Source organism: Ectopseudomonas toyotomiensis (assembly GCF_900115695.1).
GTDB lineage: Bacteria > Pseudomonadota > Gammaproteobacteria > Pseudomonadales > Pseudomonadaceae > Aquipseudomonas > Aquipseudomonas toyotomiensis.
In genome coordinates, this window is record NZ_FOXK01000015.1 from 1 (window position 1) to 14,493 (window position 14,493).

General features: G+C 63.8%; 24 protein-coding genes and 1 other RNA gene. 24 read left to right on the plus strand and 1 reads right to left on the minus strand.

The features are described 5' to 3' along the window. The 24 genes from BM186_RS26695 to BM186_RS24125 all read left to right on the plus strand — a co-directional run. The coding region (locus BM186_RS26695; RefSeq protein ID WP_455550118.1) for a DUF7168 domain-containing protein at positions 1-282 on the plus strand (282 nt) is incomplete at its 5' end. Then, positions 281-352: hammerhead ribozyme type II (locus tag BM186_RS24015), an RNA gene on the plus strand. The genes BM186_RS26695 and BM186_RS24015, both read left to right, overlap by 2 nt. Next, positions 353-643, plus strand: coding sequence for a hypothetical protein (locus tag BM186_RS24020; RefSeq protein WP_074917603.1), 291 nt, complete (start codon positions 353-355; stop codon positions 641-643). Continuing rightward, positions 640-1,038, plus strand: a complete 399-nt coding sequence (locus tag BM186_RS24025) for a gp16 family protein (RefSeq protein ID WP_074917600.1) — start codon at positions 640-642, stop codon at positions 1,036-1,038. The genes BM186_RS24020 and BM186_RS24025 overlap by 4 nt, the downstream gene beginning before the upstream one ends. Further along, positions 1,035-1,475 carry a Mor transcription activator family protein gene (locus BM186_RS24030; RefSeq protein WP_074917598.1) on the plus strand — a complete coding sequence of 147 codons (441 nt, stop codon included), beginning with the start codon at positions 1,035-1,037 and terminating at the stop codon, positions 1,473-1,475. The genes BM186_RS24025 and BM186_RS24030 overlap by 4 nt, the downstream gene beginning before the upstream one ends. 54 nt (positions 1,476-1,529) lie before the next feature. Next, on the plus strand, positions 1,530-1,865 hold the full coding sequence (locus BM186_RS24035) for a hypothetical protein (protein WP_074917595.1): 336 nt from the start codon (positions 1,530-1,532) through the stop codon (positions 1,863-1,865). Then, entirely contained in the window at positions 1,862-2,317 is a 456-nt protein-coding gene (locus BM186_RS24040; RefSeq protein WP_074917591.1) for a lysozyme, read from the plus strand. Before BM186_RS24035 ends, BM186_RS24040 begins: the two co-directional genes overlap by 4 nt. After that, the gene (locus BM186_RS26700) at positions 2,314-2,931 is read left to right on the plus strand and encodes a hypothetical protein (RefSeq protein WP_083431629.1); all 618 of its coding nucleotides are present in this window, start codon (positions 2,314-2,316) and stop codon (positions 2,929-2,931) included. The genes BM186_RS24040 and BM186_RS26700 overlap by 4 nt, the downstream gene beginning before the upstream one ends. Continuing rightward, positions 2,931-3,245, plus strand: a complete 315-nt coding sequence (locus BM186_RS24050) for a hypothetical protein (RefSeq protein ID WP_074917585.1) — start codon at positions 2,931-2,933, stop codon at positions 3,243-3,245. Before BM186_RS26700 ends, BM186_RS24050 begins: the two co-directional genes overlap by 1 nt. Further along, on the plus strand, positions 3,242-3,544 hold the full coding sequence (locus BM186_RS24055; RefSeq protein WP_074917583.1) for a hypothetical protein: 303 nt from the start codon (positions 3,242-3,244) through the stop codon (positions 3,542-3,544). The genes BM186_RS24050 and BM186_RS24055 overlap by 4 nt, the downstream gene beginning before the upstream one ends. 4 nt (positions 3,545-3,548) lie before the next feature. Then, a complete protein-coding gene (locus tag BM186_RS24060) occupies positions 3,549-4,061 on the plus strand; it encodes a DUF3486 family protein (protein WP_074917580.1) in 513 nt (170 codons plus the stop codon). Further along, positions 4,058-5,632 carry a hypothetical protein gene (locus BM186_RS24065; RefSeq protein WP_241519903.1) on the plus strand — a complete coding sequence of 525 codons (1,575 nt, stop codon included), beginning with the start codon at positions 4,058-4,060 and terminating at the stop codon, positions 5,630-5,632. The genes BM186_RS24060 and BM186_RS24065 overlap by 4 nt, the downstream gene beginning before the upstream one ends. After that, a complete protein-coding gene (locus tag BM186_RS24070) occupies positions 5,632-7,206 on the plus strand; it encodes a DUF935 domain-containing protein (protein WP_074917577.1) in 1,575 nt (524 codons plus the stop codon). Before BM186_RS24065 ends, BM186_RS24070 begins: the two co-directional genes overlap by 1 nt. After that, positions 7,203-7,994 (plus strand): phage head morphogenesis protein, encoded by a 792-nt coding sequence (locus tag BM186_RS24075; RefSeq protein WP_074917574.1) that lies wholly within the window; start codon positions 7,203-7,205, stop codon positions 7,992-7,994. The genes BM186_RS24070 and BM186_RS24075 overlap by 4 nt, the downstream gene beginning before the upstream one ends. A gap of 182 nt (positions 7,995-8,176) precedes the next feature. After that, a complete protein-coding gene (locus BM186_RS24080) occupies positions 8,177-9,169 on the plus strand; it encodes a hypothetical protein (RefSeq protein ID WP_074917572.1) in 993 nt (330 codons plus the stop codon). 66 nt (positions 9,170-9,235) lie between these two features. Continuing rightward, positions 9,236-10,234 carry a phage protease gene (locus BM186_RS24085; RefSeq protein ID WP_074917569.1) on the plus strand — a complete coding sequence of 333 codons (999 nt, stop codon included), beginning with the start codon at positions 9,236-9,238 and terminating at the stop codon, positions 10,232-10,234. A gap of 1 nt (position 10,235) precedes the next feature. After that, positions 10,236-11,153: a Mu-like prophage major head subunit gpT family protein gene (locus BM186_RS24090; protein ID WP_074917566.1), complete on the plus strand. Its 918-nt coding sequence runs from the start codon at positions 10,236-10,238 to the stop codon at positions 11,151-11,153. A gap of 12 nt (positions 11,154-11,165) precedes the next feature. Further along, a complete protein-coding gene (locus BM186_RS24095; protein ID WP_074917563.1) occupies positions 11,166-11,618 on the plus strand; it encodes an HI1506-related protein in 453 nt (150 codons plus the stop codon). 2 nt (positions 11,619-11,620) lie between these two features. Beyond that, positions 11,621-12,031 (plus strand): gp436 family protein, encoded by a 411-nt coding sequence (locus BM186_RS24100; protein ID WP_074917559.1) that lies wholly within the window; start codon positions 11,621-11,623, stop codon positions 12,029-12,031. Beyond that, on the plus strand, positions 12,028-12,471 hold the full coding sequence (locus BM186_RS24105) for a phage virion morphogenesis protein (RefSeq protein WP_074917557.1): 444 nt from the start codon (positions 12,028-12,030) through the stop codon (positions 12,469-12,471). Before BM186_RS24100 ends, BM186_RS24105 begins: the two co-directional genes overlap by 4 nt. Then, a complete protein-coding gene (locus BM186_RS24110) occupies positions 12,464-12,931 on the plus strand; it encodes a hypothetical protein (RefSeq protein ID WP_074917553.1) in 468 nt (155 codons plus the stop codon). Before BM186_RS24105 ends, BM186_RS24110 begins: the two co-directional genes overlap by 8 nt. 8 nt (positions 12,932-12,939) lie before the next feature. Then, entirely contained in the window at positions 12,940-13,131 is a 192-nt protein-coding gene (locus BM186_RS24115) for a hypothetical protein (protein ID WP_074917548.1), read from the plus strand. 2 nt (positions 13,132-13,133) lie between these two features. Beyond that, positions 13,134-13,871, plus strand: a complete 738-nt coding sequence (locus BM186_RS24120) for a phage tail tube protein (protein ID WP_074917544.1) — start codon at positions 13,134-13,136, stop codon at positions 13,869-13,871. 48 nt (positions 13,872-13,919) lie between these two features. Then, positions 13,920-14,267, plus strand: a complete 348-nt coding sequence (locus BM186_RS24125; protein WP_074917540.1) for a hypothetical protein — start codon at positions 13,920-13,922, stop codon at positions 14,265-14,267. A gap of 69 nt (positions 14,268-14,336) precedes the next feature. Here the strand turns inward: BM186_RS24125 and BM186_RS26705 are convergent, their stop codons facing one another. Beyond that, positions 14,337-14,492 carry a hypothetical protein gene (locus BM186_RS26705; RefSeq protein ID WP_158234287.1) on the minus strand — a complete coding sequence of 52 codons (156 nt, stop codon included), beginning with the start codon at positions 14,490-14,492 and terminating at the stop codon, positions 14,337-14,339. Position 14,493: the final 1 nt, after the last annotated feature.

The window sequence follows — 14,493 nt, forward strand, 5'->3', positions numbered from 1 at the left end:
GCCAACAAGACCAAGCGGGCCGACCAGTTCTGCGACGGCTGGGTGTGGGCTGTGCGCAAAGAGGTGCTGCAGTTCGCAGGCGCCGCGCCATCAGCTGCGACCGAGGCTTACATGCTCAAGCACCACCCCGAGTTGATCACCGGCAAGCCTATCGACCGCAACAGCAGCACCAAGGATTTGAGTCAGCGGGCTATTAGCGATGCTACAGCAGGCATCAGGGCAGCCAGCGGCGTGCGACTCAATCACGGCGTAGCTGGCCAAGAACAACTGGCCCTGACCTAAGCGAAACCTAGCCCCGCTAGGGGCGAAGGTCTGCCGGGCGTGGTAGCCCGGTACTGATGAGCAGCCACACATGAGCACGAGAAAGAAGAAGCCCAGAACTGCGAAAGTCCGCGCCCAGGATACGGCCCGGCAGCGCCGCAAACGCGAGCGTGATGCCCAGCATCGTGCGGACGTTGGCGCCGAGACGTTCAAGTGGGAGACGTACGCCGGCACCCGCGACGACATGGAGTGCATCCGCCTGGCCGGAGGCTTCGAGCAGGTCGAGGAAGGCTTGACCTTGGCCGTGCGCTACGTGGCCAACATGGCCCGCCGCGACCCTGCTGCCCTGCGCGCGGCACTCGACCCGAGGAACCTTGTATGAGCACAGGCAAGACGAAAATTCAGATCGCCCGCCGCCAGCTCGGCCTGGACGATGACACCTACCGCGCGATTCTCAAACGCACGGTCGGCGTCGAGTCGTCCAAAGACCTGACGCCACGCCAAGTCGGGCGCGTCCTGGTCGAGCTGGAGCGCCTGGGCTTCAAGCCCAAGGCGTCGACCGGGCGCGCCAAGCCCAAGCCTGCAGCCGAGCGGGCCAAGCTGGTCGGCAAGATCGAGGCGCAATTGGCCGAGGCCGGGCGCCCCTGGGACTATGCCGATGCCCTGGCCGAGCGCATGTACCAGGTCGAGCGCCTGGAGTGGTGCGACGGCGAGCAACTGCGCGGCATCATCACTGCGCTGGCCCTGGACGCAAAGCGTCACGGGCGGACGCTATGAAACTGGAACAGGCCCGCGCGCTACTGCCGCCGACCGTGCAACGCATTGCCGAGGTCGTCGGCCTGCCTGCAACGATGAAGCTTGTAGCCGAGCTGGGCGGCACGTCCTGGTTCTTTGCTCAGGGCGTTGGCCGCAATGGCCAGGCCCGCGTGGCAGCACTGGCCGAGATCGTTGGCGAGGAAGCGGCCGAGAAGCTCGGGCGCTATGCCAGCGAGCGCGAGACGATCTACATACCCAAGTGCGATGCCGCATTGATCGCGCTGCGCGATGCCGAGATTCATCGCCAGTTTGAACAAGCGACGCGCGAGGGTGTCAGTGCAAATACCGTTGTTAATGAGCTGGCCCGCACCTACCAGCTCAGCGACCGCCATATCTGGCGCATTCTCAAGCGCCTGCCCGAGCTAGCAGTCCCGTCAACGCCCGACCTGTTCAACTGAGTTACTGACACCCGTTCCTTAATCCCGCCCCCTCATGCCGCCGACCATAGCGGCATGAACACTCTAGACCCCAGCACTCTCACCAGCCCCCACGCATACGCTGCCGCCGTACTTGCCGAGCCGTCGCTCGATGGGCGCCAGTGGCTGATGGGACGTTGCCCGGCAGACTGGCGCGCTCTAGTTGAAGAGCACGTAAATAGCGCCTGGTCTAAGGTAGCCGCCTACCGCCGCCACCGAGCTGGCCGGGAAGAACAGGCGCGCGAGAAGCCGACGGCCGCACAGCGCCGCGATGCCTCTCCGAAGCCACGGCGCGTGACCAAATCCGCCCCTGAGGTCGGCAATGCGGCCATCGCCAAGCTACGCGCCGTTGTCGGCAAGGGGGCTGCATGAGCCTGAAAGCGCGCGTCATCGGTGGCGCCATGGCCATTGCGCTGCCGCTGGTGGGTTACTACGAGGGGCGCAACCTGGCTGCCTACCTCGACCCCGTAGGCATCCCCACCATCTGTTATGGCAGCACAGCCGGGGTAACGCTGGGCCAGACCCGCACTGCCGCCGAGTGCGATGCTTTGCTGGCCGCCGAACTCGGTGAGGCCATCGCAGCAGTTGACCGCCTGAGCCGCAATCCACAGCCAGACACCCGCCGTGCCGCCCTCGGGTCGTTCGTCTACAACGTCGGCGCCGGAGCCTTCGAGCGCTCGACCCTGCTGCGCAAGCTCAATGCTGGCGACGTGGCTGGAGCCTGCGCGGAGCTGAGCCGTTGGGTGTATGCCAAGGGTCGCCAGCTTGGCGGCCTAGTCAAGCGCCGGGCGGCTGAGCGCGAACTGTGCGAGGTGGGCCTATGACCTGGCTGGCCACGCGTCCATTGCTATCCGTGTTGTTCTTCGCCGCCCTGAGTCTGGCCATCAATTACATCGCCTACCGCCACGGCTACGACTCTGCCCAAACCAAGGGCGCCCTAGCCCTGGAGAAGCTACGCGGCGAGTACCAGGAACAGGAGCTGGCTCGCGCCCGCGCTGCCGAAGCAAGTGCCAAAGCCGCCGCAAAACGCCTGCAGGAAGAGCAGGCCCGCAACGACAAACTCGCGTCAGACCTGGCCGAGCAACAACGCCAACACCGCCAAACCACCGACCGACTCTCTGGGGAGATTGCCCGTGTCAATGACCTTTACCGGGAGGCGCTCGACGCGCCGCCTAAGCCTCTGCCTGCTTGCGTGTTCACTGCTGGCTTTGTCCGCGTGTGGGACGAATCCACCGGAGCCAGAGCCCCAGCTGCTTTGCCCGCCGCCGCAGATCCCGAGCGAGCTGCTGCGCAAGTCGCCCAAGCCCGAGCCGCTGAGCAGCTCGACTCAGGCATCAGCCAGGCCGCTCTCCTGGGACATCACATCCAGTACGCCGAGCAGTGCCGCAACACAGCGGCGCAGCTGGACGCTCTGATCGACGCCGTGGAGGGCAACTGATGGTGATGGATTTTACGCAGGCCGTGACCTGGGCCATCACGCTGCTAGGCATTTTCAGCTCGCTGGTATTCGGCCTGGTCAAGCTGCTGCTGAGCCAGATGGAGAAGCGCCTGGGTGAGCGCTTCGCCTCGCAGGAAAAAGAGATTGCCAAGCTGGCTGAGCTGGAGCGCGACTTCCTGCGCTTCCAGGCCGAACTGCCCCTGCATTACGTCCACCGCCAGGACTACGTGCGCAACCAAACAGTGATCGAAGCCAAGCTGGACGGGCTACGGGACAAACTTGAAGTCGTCCAGATGAAAGGAGCCAAACAATGATCGATGCCGCCAAGATTCGCCGTGAGTCGATGCGCTGGTACATCCTGCTCACCCTCAACAACGCACGCCCGGTAGACCCGCATGAAGCGTTGGTGCTCTCCACCATCCAGGGCATTTACAGCGATGCGACCCAGCACGAAGTACGCCGCGAGCTGGACTACCTCAAAGACCGTAGCTTGGTGACCATCGACAAACAGCCAAGCGGCGTCTGGGTTACAGGCCTGACCCACTACGGCGTAGACATCGCTGAGTACACCATCGAGTGCAATCCGGGCATCGCCCGGCCGGCGCGAGGGTGAACCTATGCCACCGCGTAGCAAGGTCGGCCAGCTACCGGCCGAGGTAAAAGCCTGGCTTGACCAGGCGCTGATCGAGAACAACTTCTCGGGCTATGAGCTGCTCTCGGCCGAGCTGGCCGAGCGCGGCTACAGCATTGGCAAGTCGGCGCTGCACGCCTATGGCCAGAACTTCGAGGGGCGCTTGTCTGCGCTCAAGATGGCCAGCGAGCAGGCCCGCGCGGTTGTAGCCGCCGCACCGGATGAAGAAGGCGCAGTAAACGAAGCGCTCATGCGCCTGGTGCAGGAACATCTGTTCAAGCTGCTGCTGGCCGAGGATGGCCAGTTCGACCTACCCAAGGTGGCAAAGGCAGTGGCCGAGCTGGGCCGAGCCTCTGTCGTGCAGAAGAAGTGGCAGAGCGAGGTGCGGGCAAAGGCCCAGGCTGCCGCTGAGCAGGTCGAAAAGATCGCCAAGAAAGGCGGCCTCAATGCCGAAACTGTCGAGGCGATCCGCCGAGAAATTCTCGGGGTGGCATCGTGAGTGCCAACATCGAGCACAAGCTATCGCCACTGCATGAGGCCGTTTCGGGCGGCCGGGTGCCCGGCGTGCCAGTCGTCCTGCTCCCGTATCAGCAGCGCTGGGTCAAGTTGCGGGCGCCCCTCAAGGTTGGCGAGAAAAGCCGCCGTATCGGCCTGACCTGGGCGGAGGCATCCGACAACGTGTTGGTCGCGGCCAGCTCCACGGTGGCCGGGGGCATGAACGTCTATTACCTGGGCTACAACCAGGACATGACTGTTGAATACATCCAGGCCTGCGCCATGTGGGCGCGTGCGTTCAACTATGCGGCGGGCGAGATCGAGGAAGCTATCTGGCACGACGAGGACGCAGATAAGAACATCAAGACCTACACCATCACGTTCCCCTCGGGCTATCGCATTGTTGCCCTGACCAGTCGGCCAAGCAACTTGCGGGGCCGCCAGGGCGTGGTAGTGATCGACGAGGCGGCGTTCCACTCCGACCTGGCGGAACTGCTCAAGGCTGCACTGGCGCTGCTCATCTGGGGCGGTGAGGTGCATGTGATCAGTACCCACAACGGCACCGACAATCCGTTCAACGAGCTGATTGATGAGATACGGGCCGGTAAGCGCAAGGGGGCGCTGTTCCGTTGCACCTTCAAAGAGGCAGTGGCCGATGGCTTGTACAAGCGCGTCTGCCTGCGCAAAGGCATCCCTTGGGACGAGGCCGAAGAGCTGGAGTGGGTAAAGGACGTTTACAGCTACTACAGCGACGCTGCCGACGAGGAACTGGACTGCGTACCAAGCCAGGGCGGTGGCACCTTCCTAAGTCTTGCGATCCTGGAAGCTCGGAGCCGTTCCAGCGTGCCGGTGCTGCGGCTCTCTTACCCTGTTGGGTATGAAGTCATCGCCGAGCCCTTACGGCTGGTTGATAGCCTGGCCTGGTGCGAGCGTGAATTAGCACCGCTTTTGGCACAACTGCCGGCCGGTGCCTGGAGTTTCTACGGTATGGACTTCGCCCGTAGCGGCGACCTTTCTGTGATCGTGCCATTGCTCCAGGAGCAGGACAGCCGCAAGCGACCGCCCTTCATGGTCGAGCTGCGAAACGTCCCTTTCAAGCAACAAGAGCAGATCCTGTTCTACATCGTCGACCGCCTGCCTAACTTCATGGCCGGAGCCAACGACGCGCGGGGCAATGGCCAGGCGCTGGCCGAGGCGGCGGCCGTGCAGTACGGCCACAACCGCATCAGCCAGGTAATGCTTACCGAGGGTTGGTATCGAGACAACATGCCCGGCCTCAAGGCTGACCTCGATGACGGAACGCTGTACGACCTGCCATCGGATCGTGACGTGATAGCCGACCTGCGCGCATTCCGCATGGTCAAGGGCGTGGCCCGAATCCCCGAGTCCAGGACAAACGAAAAAGGCGCGGCGCAGCGCCACGGCGACGCCGGTATTGCCATCGCCCTGGCCCGCTTCGCCAGCCGCATGGACATCGAGCAGTACGGCTATGAGGCCGTGCGCTCCAGCAATAGCAATTCATTCGATGATGACGACACGTTCAGCGGTGGCCGCAACGTGGGAGGTGTGTGGTAATGGCTGAATCCGTGATCGTGGACGCCCAGGGCCGGCCGATTCACAAAACCGAGCTGCTCCAGGAGCTGGTGCAAGCCAGCACTACGGGCGTCTATCAAGCCTGGACGGTCGAGTCTGTCTCCGCCACCCTCGACCCGGCGCGCCTGCGCTCGATCCTCAATGCCGCCGCCCAGGGCGACCATTACTCCTACCTGACCCTGGCCGAGGAAATGGAGGAGAAAGACCCGCACTATGCCGCCGTGCTGGGCACGCGCAAGCGGGCCGTCTCCGGGTTGCCGGTCGTTGTCGAGGCCGCGAGCGAGGACGAGCACGACGAGCAGTTGGCGGACGTTGTGCGCGAACTGGTCGAGGCGCCCGAGTTCAGCGACATGCTCGATGACCTGCTCGATGCCATCGGCAAGGGCTTCTCGGTGGCCGAGCCTATCTGGCAACTGATCGGCGGCCAGTTCTGGCCAACCCGCTATGAGCACCGCGACCCGCGCTGGTTCCAGTTCGACAAGGTCACCGGCCAGCGCCTGCAACTGCGCAGCGAGGGCGGTGATGGGCTGGAGATTCCGCCTGGCAAGCTGATCGTCCATAAACCGCGCTTGAAGTCAGGCCTGCCGATCCGTGGCGGCGTCGCGCGCCTGGTGGCCGTGTCGTTCATGTGCAAGGCGTTCGGCCTCAAGGACTGGATGCGCTTTGCCGAGCTATACGGCATGCCGCTGCGCATTGGTCGTTATGGGCCGGGTGCCAAGTCTGACGATATCGCCGTACTACGCCGCGCCGTGGCCCAGCTCGCTGCCGATGCCGCAGCCGTGATGCCGGAAGGCATGAAGATCGAGTTCCAGGAAATCGCCAACGCAGCAGGCGGTGCCGAGCTGTTCGAGCGCATGGCCGAATGGCTGGACAAGCAGATCAGCAAGGGCGTGCTTGGCCAGACCATGACCACCGATGATGGGTCTAGCCAGAGCCAGGCCAACGTGCATAACGAAGTGCGCATGGACATTCTGCGCGCCGATGCCAAGCAGTTGGCCGCGACCCTGAACCGCGACCTGGTGCAAACCTTTATCGACCTTAACTACGGCCCGCAGGATCGCTACCCGCGCATCGTCCTGCAGGTGACCGAGGCCGAGGACTTGAAGGCGCTGGCCGATGCCCTGGGGCCATTCATTGACCGAGGGCTGCCGGTAGAGGCTTCGGCCATCCTGGACAAGTTCGGCCTGTCTGCGCCCCAGTCTGGCGCCCAGGTGCTGCGCCCGCAGCATTCCATGCAGCCGCTGGCCTTGAACCATCAGCAAACACCTTGCGCCTGTCCGGCCTGCGGTAAGCACAAGGCGCTCAACGCTGAGCAGCAGCCGACGCGTGACGAGCTGGACGAACTGGTGGCCGACGAGCTTGGCGACTGGGTGCCGGTGATGAAACCCGTGCTCGATCCCGTGCAAGCCTTGGCGCAAAAGGTTGAAACCTTCGACGAGTTCCGCGCCGGCCTGGCCGGCCTGCTCGACCAGATGGACGACAGCGCCCTGATCGAGCGCCTGGCCCTGGCCACGTTCAAGGCCCGCGCCAAGGGCGACGTGAGCGACCAGCTATGACCGGGCCAACCCGTGAGCCGCTGCCCGTCCCTGTGCCAAAGGAAGCGCTCGACTACCTGCGCGCCAAGGGCTACCGGGTGGGCTTCGATCACCGTGACGTGTTCCAGGAAGAGCACGCCACGGCATGGACGGTGGCCAAGGCCATGCGCCTGGACATCCTGGAGGCGATCCGCGCAGCAGTGGACGAGGCCATCGAGGGTGGCCAGGCCTTCGCAGAGTTCAAGCGCGACCTGCAGCCGCTCCTGGAGAAGCTCGGTTGGTGGGGCCGTGGCGAACTGCTTGACCCGCTGACCGGGGAAACGAGCGAGGTGCAGTTGGGCAGCCCGCGACGGCTGAAGACCATCTATGACGTGAACCTGCGCCAGGCCCATGCGGCCGGCCAGTGGGAGCGCATCGAGCGCACGACCAGGACGCACCCTTACTTGCTGTACTCCCTCGGCCCGAGCCGAGAGCACCGCCCCGAGCATGTGGGCTGGGCCGGCATCCTGCTGCGCGCCGATGACCCGTGGTGGGAGACGCACTTCCCGCCAAACGGGTGGGGCTGCAAATGCTGGGTTCGCCAGGTGAGCCGCCGCGAGGCCGAGCGCCTGCAGGCGTCCGGTAGCTACGCCACTACAGCGCCAGACCTGGGCATGCAGGAATACGTCAACCAGCGGACGGGCCAGGTCGTCAGCGTGCCGAAAGGCGTAGAGCCTGGCTGGGCGTACAACCCCGGCAAGGTGTCCCGGCTGGCCAGGGCGCAGCAGCTCCTGGAAGAGAAAGAGGCCGCAGTATCGGCCGAAAGCTGACCCCGCCAAAACGGCCCGCCACGCAACGAGCGGCGGTCAATGGCTACCACGGCTAGGGGTGAGGCTCGAAAACAGTTTCTAACGCCGGTCTAACGCGGCCTGCGTGGCTGCCTAATGGCTATTTGACTGCAAATCGGTGAGGATTAACGATCTGTAGTGCCCGAATAGACCAGGGAGGCCCGATGGCTGCTGTTGAGAAAATAACGATCAAGAACGAACAGGAAGCATGGACAGCGCTGCAGCAGGCGCTTGCCGGTGAGATTAGCGAGACTGCTCAGATCAGCTTTGAAGGCTGGCCAGTCTTTCGGCTGACCATCAAGGGGGAGGACTTCAACGGCACCGTGCCTACCAGGGTGATGCCCCCCATCCTTGAGCTACAGAAGGAGATCTATCGCATCTACTGTCGGGCCAAATACCAGACAGAGGATACGAGAGCGCTGAAACAAGATGATCGTGACCAATTGGAATTGGTTGTGGTCATTGAGAAAGGCAGCACCGAATTCATCACTGAATTGGGCAAGGCTTTGAACGAGATCGTGAAGAGTTCAAAAATGGACGGCAAACAGGTACTCATCCTGCTGGTTTCCGTTGGGGCCATGCTGACAACGTCTGTCGGCTGGAAGGATTGGCTGCAGACGAAAGAGCGACTGCATGGTGAGGAAACCACTGTCACGCTCTCCCAAGAAGAAACCAAACGCTTGGAGATGGTGACCAAAGCACTGACACAGCAGCCAGAGCTGAAAAAGACTCATGAGGCGTTGGATGACTTCAAGAGTGATTTATCCAAACGCTTGAAGGCTGAGGACAACATCAAAATCGCAGATCAATCCATCATTACTGGCGCGCGCGCCGCTGAGATCGTGCCGACCCCACGCGTCCAGGCCAAAGAAATTCGCCTTGATGGCGAGTTTGAAATCAACGAGGTCAAGTTCCCCAAAGTGTTCGGCGGCACCTATCGCTTTGCTGTAACCAGAACTGCTGACGGCCGGCAGCTCATGGTCGACGCGGCTCCTGGAGTGCTTTCAGAGCAGCAGATCAGCATCCTCAAGGACGGGGCGTTCGGTATCAAGCATGTGATCATGGAGATCAATGCTCGTGAGGGGCGCTCAGGTATCACCGGAGCGAACTTAGTCTCGATTAGTTGGCCAAAAGCCGACAGTAACGATGACGACTGAAAGCCTGTGCAGTTACTGACACCCGTCCCCTAATCCCGCCCCCCTCATGCCGCCGACCATGGCGGCATGAACACTCAAACCGCCGCACTCAATCGCACCACCTCCACAGCCCTCTGTTTCGAGCTGAGCGCCGACGTGCCCGAGTGGGTCGAGGTGCTGCCGCCTGGCCCGACAGTGACCGGCCGCGATGGCCGCACCTGGTCGTATGACCCGGCCCAGGTGCTGGCAGCCACCAAGGCGCACACCGCAGGCGCTGACCTGCCGTTTGATTACGTACACGCCACCGAGCTGAAAGCCCCGCAAGGCGAAGACGCCCCGGCATCCGGCTGGGCGCGTGAGTACCGCATCAACGAGCGCGGCGCCATTGAGGCCCGCGTGGAGTGGACTGCCAAGGCCCGCAATGCCATCGCCGAGCGCGAGTACCGCTACATCTCGCCGGTCTTCACCTACGACGACACCGGCCGCATCCACCGCTTTAGCAGCTTTGGCCTGGTCAACAAGCCGAACTTGCTGACCAAGGCGCTCAACGCCGAACAACCCACCACGGAGAACATCCCGATGCTCGCAGCAGCCATCCGGGCAGCCCTGGGCTTGCCTGAAACCGCGACGGAAGAGGACGCCGTCGCTGCCATCAACGCGCTGACGGCGGCCAAGGAAAAGGCTGCCCTCAACTCCGAGGGCGTGCCTTCACTGAATCTGTACGTGCCGCGCCTCGATTACAACGCCCTGGAGCAGCGCGCCCTCAACGCCGAACAGCAGCTCAAGCAGCGCGACAAGGCCGAGCATGACAAGGCCATCAACACCGAAATCGACGCGGCCCTCAACGCCGGGAAGATCACCCCGGCCACCAAGGGCTACCACCTGGCGGCCTGTCAGGAGGAAGGCGGCCTGGAACGCTTCCGCGAGTTCGTCAAAGCGGCGCCCTCGGTGACGGCTACGGTCGTGCCCGAAGGCAAGGTGGACGAGCAGAACAAAACCGCGCTCAACGCCGAGCAGCAGCAAGCCGCGCGGATGTTCGGCATGAGCGACGACCAATACCGCAAACACATCAGCGAGGCTCAATAACATGGCAGTGTCCATTACCCCCGCGTTGCTGGCCGCGCTGTTCGCCGGCTACCGCGCCGAGTACCAGAAGGCGCTGGCAGCCGCCCAGCAAACGACCCAGTGGGCCAAGGTGGCCACCCTGGTGCCCAGTTCCACCAGCGAGAACATCTACCCGTGGCTGGGCCAGTTCCCGACCCTGCGCGAGTGGATCGGTGCCCGCGTACTCAAGGACATGGCGGCGCACGGCTACGCCATCAAAAACCGCAAGTTCGAGGGCACCGTCACCATCGAGCGCGACAAGGTCGAGGACGACCTGGCTGGCGTGTTCATGCCGATGTTCACCGAGATGGGCCGCGCCGCTGCGTACCACCCCGAGTCGCTGGTTTTCGAGCTGCTCAAGGCAGGCTTTACCACCGCCTGCTACGACGGCCAGAACTTCTTCGACGAAGAACACCCGGTCTACGAGAACACCGATGGCACTGGCGCCGTGACCTCGGTCAGCAATATGGACGTGCCAGCCGCTGACCCCGGCCCGGCCTGGTTCCTGCTGGACACCACGCGCGCGATCAAGCCGCTGATCTTCCAGGAACGCACCAAGCCCGAGATCACCAGCAAGACCGATCCCAACAACAGCGACCATGTGTTCAACCATGACGTTTACGTGCATGGCGTGCGCTACCGCTGCAACGCCGGCTTTGGCTTCTGGCAGATGGCCTACGCCTCTCAGCAACCGCTGACTGGCGATAACTACGGCAAAGCCCGCGCTGCCATGCAGGGCTTCACCGCTGATGGCGGCCGCCCGATGAAGATCAAGCCGACGCTCCTGGTCGTGCCGCCGCAACTGGAAGCGCAGGCACGCAAGCTCTTGGTCAAGGACGAGAACGGTGGCAACGAATGGGCCGGCACGGCCGAGCTGTTCGTATGCGACGAGCTGGTCTAAGGGGGCGCCGCCATGATCGTTCGTATCAAGTCAAAACGGGACGGCTACCGGCGCTGTGGCATCAGCCACCCCCGGCTTGCCACCGACCACCCGGCCGAGCGCTTCACCGAAAGCATGCTGGCAAAGCTCCAGGCCGACCCGGTGCTTACCGTCGAGCTGATCGATGGCGAACTGCCTGGCCCGGCGCAGCAGAGTGCTGGCCAAGGTGGCGGCTCGGAGCCTGGTGACACTGGCAGCAACACCGCCCAGGAAGGTGCCAAGTCGGCCCCGGCCAAGCCGACCAGGGCAGCGCCGGCCAAGCCGAAGGCAGCCAAGGCCGGTGCCAAACCCGCTGCAAAAGCGCCGGCCAAGCCAGCCGCTAAGCCAGCCGCAAAAGCGGCTGACAAAGCCGAGGCTGACACGCCTGCCGCTCAGGACGAGCAAGCCGGCGAGCAACCGGCCGCGCAGCAGGACGGCGAGGCATAACCATGGCCTACGCGACCCTTGAGGCGCTGATCAAGCAGTACGGCCTGGACGCCGTGCTGCTTGTGGCTGACCGTGACCAGGACGGCGATATCGATGCGGACGTGGTTGAGGACGCATTGACCGCCGCCACGTCCGAAATCGACAGCTATGTGGGCGTGAAACATCGCCTGCCGCTGCCGCAGGTGCCAGACGTGCTGGTGCGGGTCTGTGGCGATATTGCCCTGTACCGCATGTCGTCCGAGGGTGGCCAGCTAACCGAGGACAAACGCCAGCGCTATGAGGATGCCGTCGACTACTTGAAGCGCGTGGCCGCTGGCACCGCATCGCTCGGTCTGGCCACCCCGCCCGAGCAGGAAACCAGCGGTGACGCATGGTTTGAAGCCCAACCCGTGCGCTTCGGGCGGTTGCTGTGAGCGGCGCGGGCATTCGTACCAACCTGCTGGCTGATCCGCGCCTGGTTGGACGCCTGGAGCGCTTGGCCCAGCTCGACACGACGCCGCTGCTGGAGGCTATCGGCGCCGAGGTCGAGAGCCAGACGCGCCGCCGCATTGCCGTCGATAAGACCAGCCCGGCCGGCTTGCCCTGGCCGGAGTGGTCGACCGAATACGCTAAAACGCGGCACAGCGGCCAGAGCCTGCTGCAAGGCGATGGCCACTTGCTGGACAGCATCACGCACCAGGTTGAAGGCGACAGCGCGCTGATCGGCAGCCCGCTGGTCTACGTCGCCACCCACCAGTACGGCGACCCTGAACGTGGCATAGAGCAGCGCGAGCTACTCGGCCTGGAGGGTGAAGACCTGGACGACGTGGTGGGCCTGGTCGAGGACTACCTGGAGGACATCGCAAGTGACTGAGTACACCGCCGACGAGGTGCTGAAAGGCATCAAGGAATGGGCCGAACAGTGCTACCAGCAGGCCGGCCAGAAAGTGGAAGTGGCGCTGCATGGCGGCCGCTTCACCCCGGCCGACCTCAAGCGCTACGCCACCGCCGCTCGCGCCTGCCGCATTGCCCTGGAGGGTTTGCGCTTCGAGGTCACCGGCCGTGGCGAGCTGATCACCACTGGCCAGGTCGTGGTGGTGGTGCTGGCCGGCGACAACGGCAAGAAAGACACCCGCGCCCTCAACGTTCTGCAGGTGGCCGGCGTGCTGCAGGCCGCGTTGCCGGCCAGCCGCTGCGGCCTGGCGCTACAGGACAGCATCAATGCCAAAGACGTGCGCAGCGCCAACCTCTACAACGCCGCGCTCGATGCGGCAGGCACAGCCGGCTGGGTGATCACCTGGCCGGTGAAGTTCCAACACCCACGCGTCCGCTAGGAGGACACATGAGCACTACCGAGACTCCCGCCGAAGCGGGCAAACAGGCCAAGACCGTCAAGGTGAAGATCACCCGCGAGGGGGGCCACCGCCATAAGGGCGAACTGCACGGCAAGGACGCAACTATCAGCGTCTCCGAGCGCGATGCCGAAATCATCGTTGACCGCCTGAAGGTCGGCGAACGTGTGAAGGGGAACTGATCATGGCAGCACCCAAGGTATTCAAGGGCGTAGGCATCGTGCATGCCCGCCGTAACAGTATTACCGCCGCGCTGTTTCGCGACCTCGGTGACGTCGAGACGCTGAAGCTGGCTCACCGCAACAACCAGCAGGTGTGGAAACAGCACCGTAAGCCTGGTGGCGGCAACCTGGCGACCCTGGACACCCCGGACGGCGTGAGCCTCGACGTGCAGATGCAGGAGTGGACGGACGAGAACATGGCCATGGCCCTGCAGGGCAAGGTCGTGGACGTTGCGTCTGAAACCGTCAGCGGCGAAGAAATTGTGCTCGCACCAGGCATGCTCAGCCCGACCGAGTTCCCTGGCGCTGGCAGTGTCGTGCTGACCAAGGCTAGTGACAGCAGCGAAATTCCGCTGGCGGCTGTACGCATCTCCCCGGCCGGTGTCTCTGTGCCCGCTGACAGCACGGTTATTACCGAAGCGACTCCGGCGACCATCGCCTACGTCAGCAAAGCGGCCAAGCGTATCGAACCGCTGGTCGAGGCCGGCGAAGAGTACGAGTTGCTGTTTGACGGCATCAACGAAGCCGAGGGCAACCGCCCTTGCATCGTTCGCGTGTACCGCTGGAAGGCACCTCCCGCCGAAGAGCTGGCACTGATCGATGCCGAAAACCCCGGCAAGCTGCTGGCCAAGGGCGAGGTGCTGGCAAATCCCAACGCCCCGGCCGGCGAGTCGCCGTTCTACAGCATCACCTGGCTGTAACCACCCATAACGCCGGGCCGCAACGGCCCGGCCTTGGAGCCTGCACGCATGAGCATGACCCTGAGCAAAACCATTCAATTGCCCAACCTGGCGGTGACCGTTCGCGAGCTGACCGTGGGCGAGATTCGCGCCTGGATGAAGCGCACCGCCGAGGGCGGGCACGATCCGGTAGACGACACCCTGCTGCAGGAGGTCAGCCTGGCCGACCTGTACGTCATGACCGACCTGCCGGCGGGCCAGGCCGAGAGCCTGACGCCCAGCCAACTGCGCCTGGTGTTCGACGGTTGCCGGGAGGTGAACCCTGATTTTTTCGGCCTACGGGATCGGATCGAAAGCGCCGGGCGCCAGATCCTCGAAAGGCTCTCCAGCGACTTGAGCGAAACGCCAGCGCACTGACCCGGCACGGGCACAGCCAGGTGTGGACGTACCCCTGGGGCACGTTCCTGGCGGCGTTGGAAGAAGCGACTAGCGCGGCCGAGAAGGCGCAAACAGGGCGCTAAGGAACAGCGCCACAAGGCAGATGGCCAGGCCGGCCAGCACGGTGAGCGCCAGAGCCGAGGCGGTGAAGCGCGGAAACATGGCCAGGCAGAGCAGCAGGCCGAGCAGCGGGAAGGCTTTCACA

Excerpts from the sequence above, each read along its gene's own strand:
- BM186_RS24125 (WP_074917540.1), top strand. The coding sequence starts at position 13,920 with ATGAGCATGACCCTGAGCAAAACCATTCAATTGCCCAACCTGGCGGTG.
- BM186_RS24025 (WP_074917600.1), top strand. The coding sequence starts at position 640 with ATGAGCACAGGCAAGACGAAAATTCAGATCGCCCGCCGCCAGCTCGGC.
- BM186_RS24070 (WP_074917577.1), top strand. The coding sequence starts at position 5,632 with ATGGCTGAATCCGTGATCGTGGACGCCCAGGGCCGGCCGATTCACAAA.
- BM186_RS26700 (WP_083431629.1), top strand. The coding sequence starts at position 2,314 with ATGACCTGGCTGGCCACGCGTCCATTGCTATCCGTGTTGTTCTTCGCC.
- BM186_RS24100 (WP_074917559.1), top strand. The coding sequence starts at position 11,621 with ATGGCCTACGCGACCCTTGAGGCGCTGATCAAGCAGTACGGCCTGGAC.
- BM186_RS24060 (WP_074917580.1), top strand. The coding sequence starts at position 3,549 with ATGCCACCGCGTAGCAAGGTCGGCCAGCTACCGGCCGAGGTAAAAGCC.
- BM186_RS24050 (WP_074917585.1), top strand. The coding sequence starts at position 2,931 with ATGGTGATGGATTTTACGCAGGCCGTGACCTGGGCCATCACGCTGCTA.
- BM186_RS24115 (WP_074917548.1), top strand. The coding sequence starts at position 12,940 with ATGAGCACTACCGAGACTCCCGCCGAAGCGGGCAAACAGGCCAAGACC.
- BM186_RS24040 (WP_074917591.1), top strand. The coding sequence starts at position 1,862 with ATGAGCCTGAAAGCGCGCGTCATCGGTGGCGCCATGGCCATTGCGCTG.
- BM186_RS24035 (WP_074917595.1), top strand. The coding sequence starts at position 1,530 with ATGAACACTCTAGACCCCAGCACTCTCACCAGCCCCCACGCATACGCT.
- BM186_RS24095 (WP_074917563.1), top strand. The coding sequence starts at position 11,166 with ATGATCGTTCGTATCAAGTCAAAACGGGACGGCTACCGGCGCTGTGGC.
- BM186_RS24080 (WP_074917572.1), top strand. The coding sequence starts at position 8,177 with ATGGCTGCTGTTGAGAAAATAACGATCAAGAACGAACAGGAAGCATGG.
- BM186_RS24030 (WP_074917598.1), top strand. The coding sequence starts at position 1,035 with ATGAAACTGGAACAGGCCCGCGCGCTACTGCCGCCGACCGTGCAACGC.
- BM186_RS24020 (WP_074917603.1), top strand. The coding sequence starts at position 353 with ATGAGCACGAGAAAGAAGAAGCCCAGAACTGCGAAAGTCCGCGCCCAG.
- BM186_RS24075 (WP_074917574.1), top strand. The coding sequence starts at position 7,203 with ATGACCGGGCCAACCCGTGAGCCGCTGCCCGTCCCTGTGCCAAAGGAA.
- BM186_RS24120 (WP_074917544.1), top strand. The coding sequence starts at position 13,134 with ATGGCAGCACCCAAGGTATTCAAGGGCGTAGGCATCGTGCATGCCCGC.
- BM186_RS24085 (WP_074917569.1), top strand. The coding sequence starts at position 9,236 with ATGAACACTCAAACCGCCGCACTCAATCGCACCACCTCCACAGCCCTC.
- BM186_RS24090 (WP_074917566.1), top strand. The coding sequence starts at position 10,236 with ATGGCAGTGTCCATTACCCCCGCGTTGCTGGCCGCGCTGTTCGCCGGC.
- BM186_RS24055 (WP_074917583.1), top strand. The coding sequence starts at position 3,242 with ATGATCGATGCCGCCAAGATTCGCCGTGAGTCGATGCGCTGGTACATC.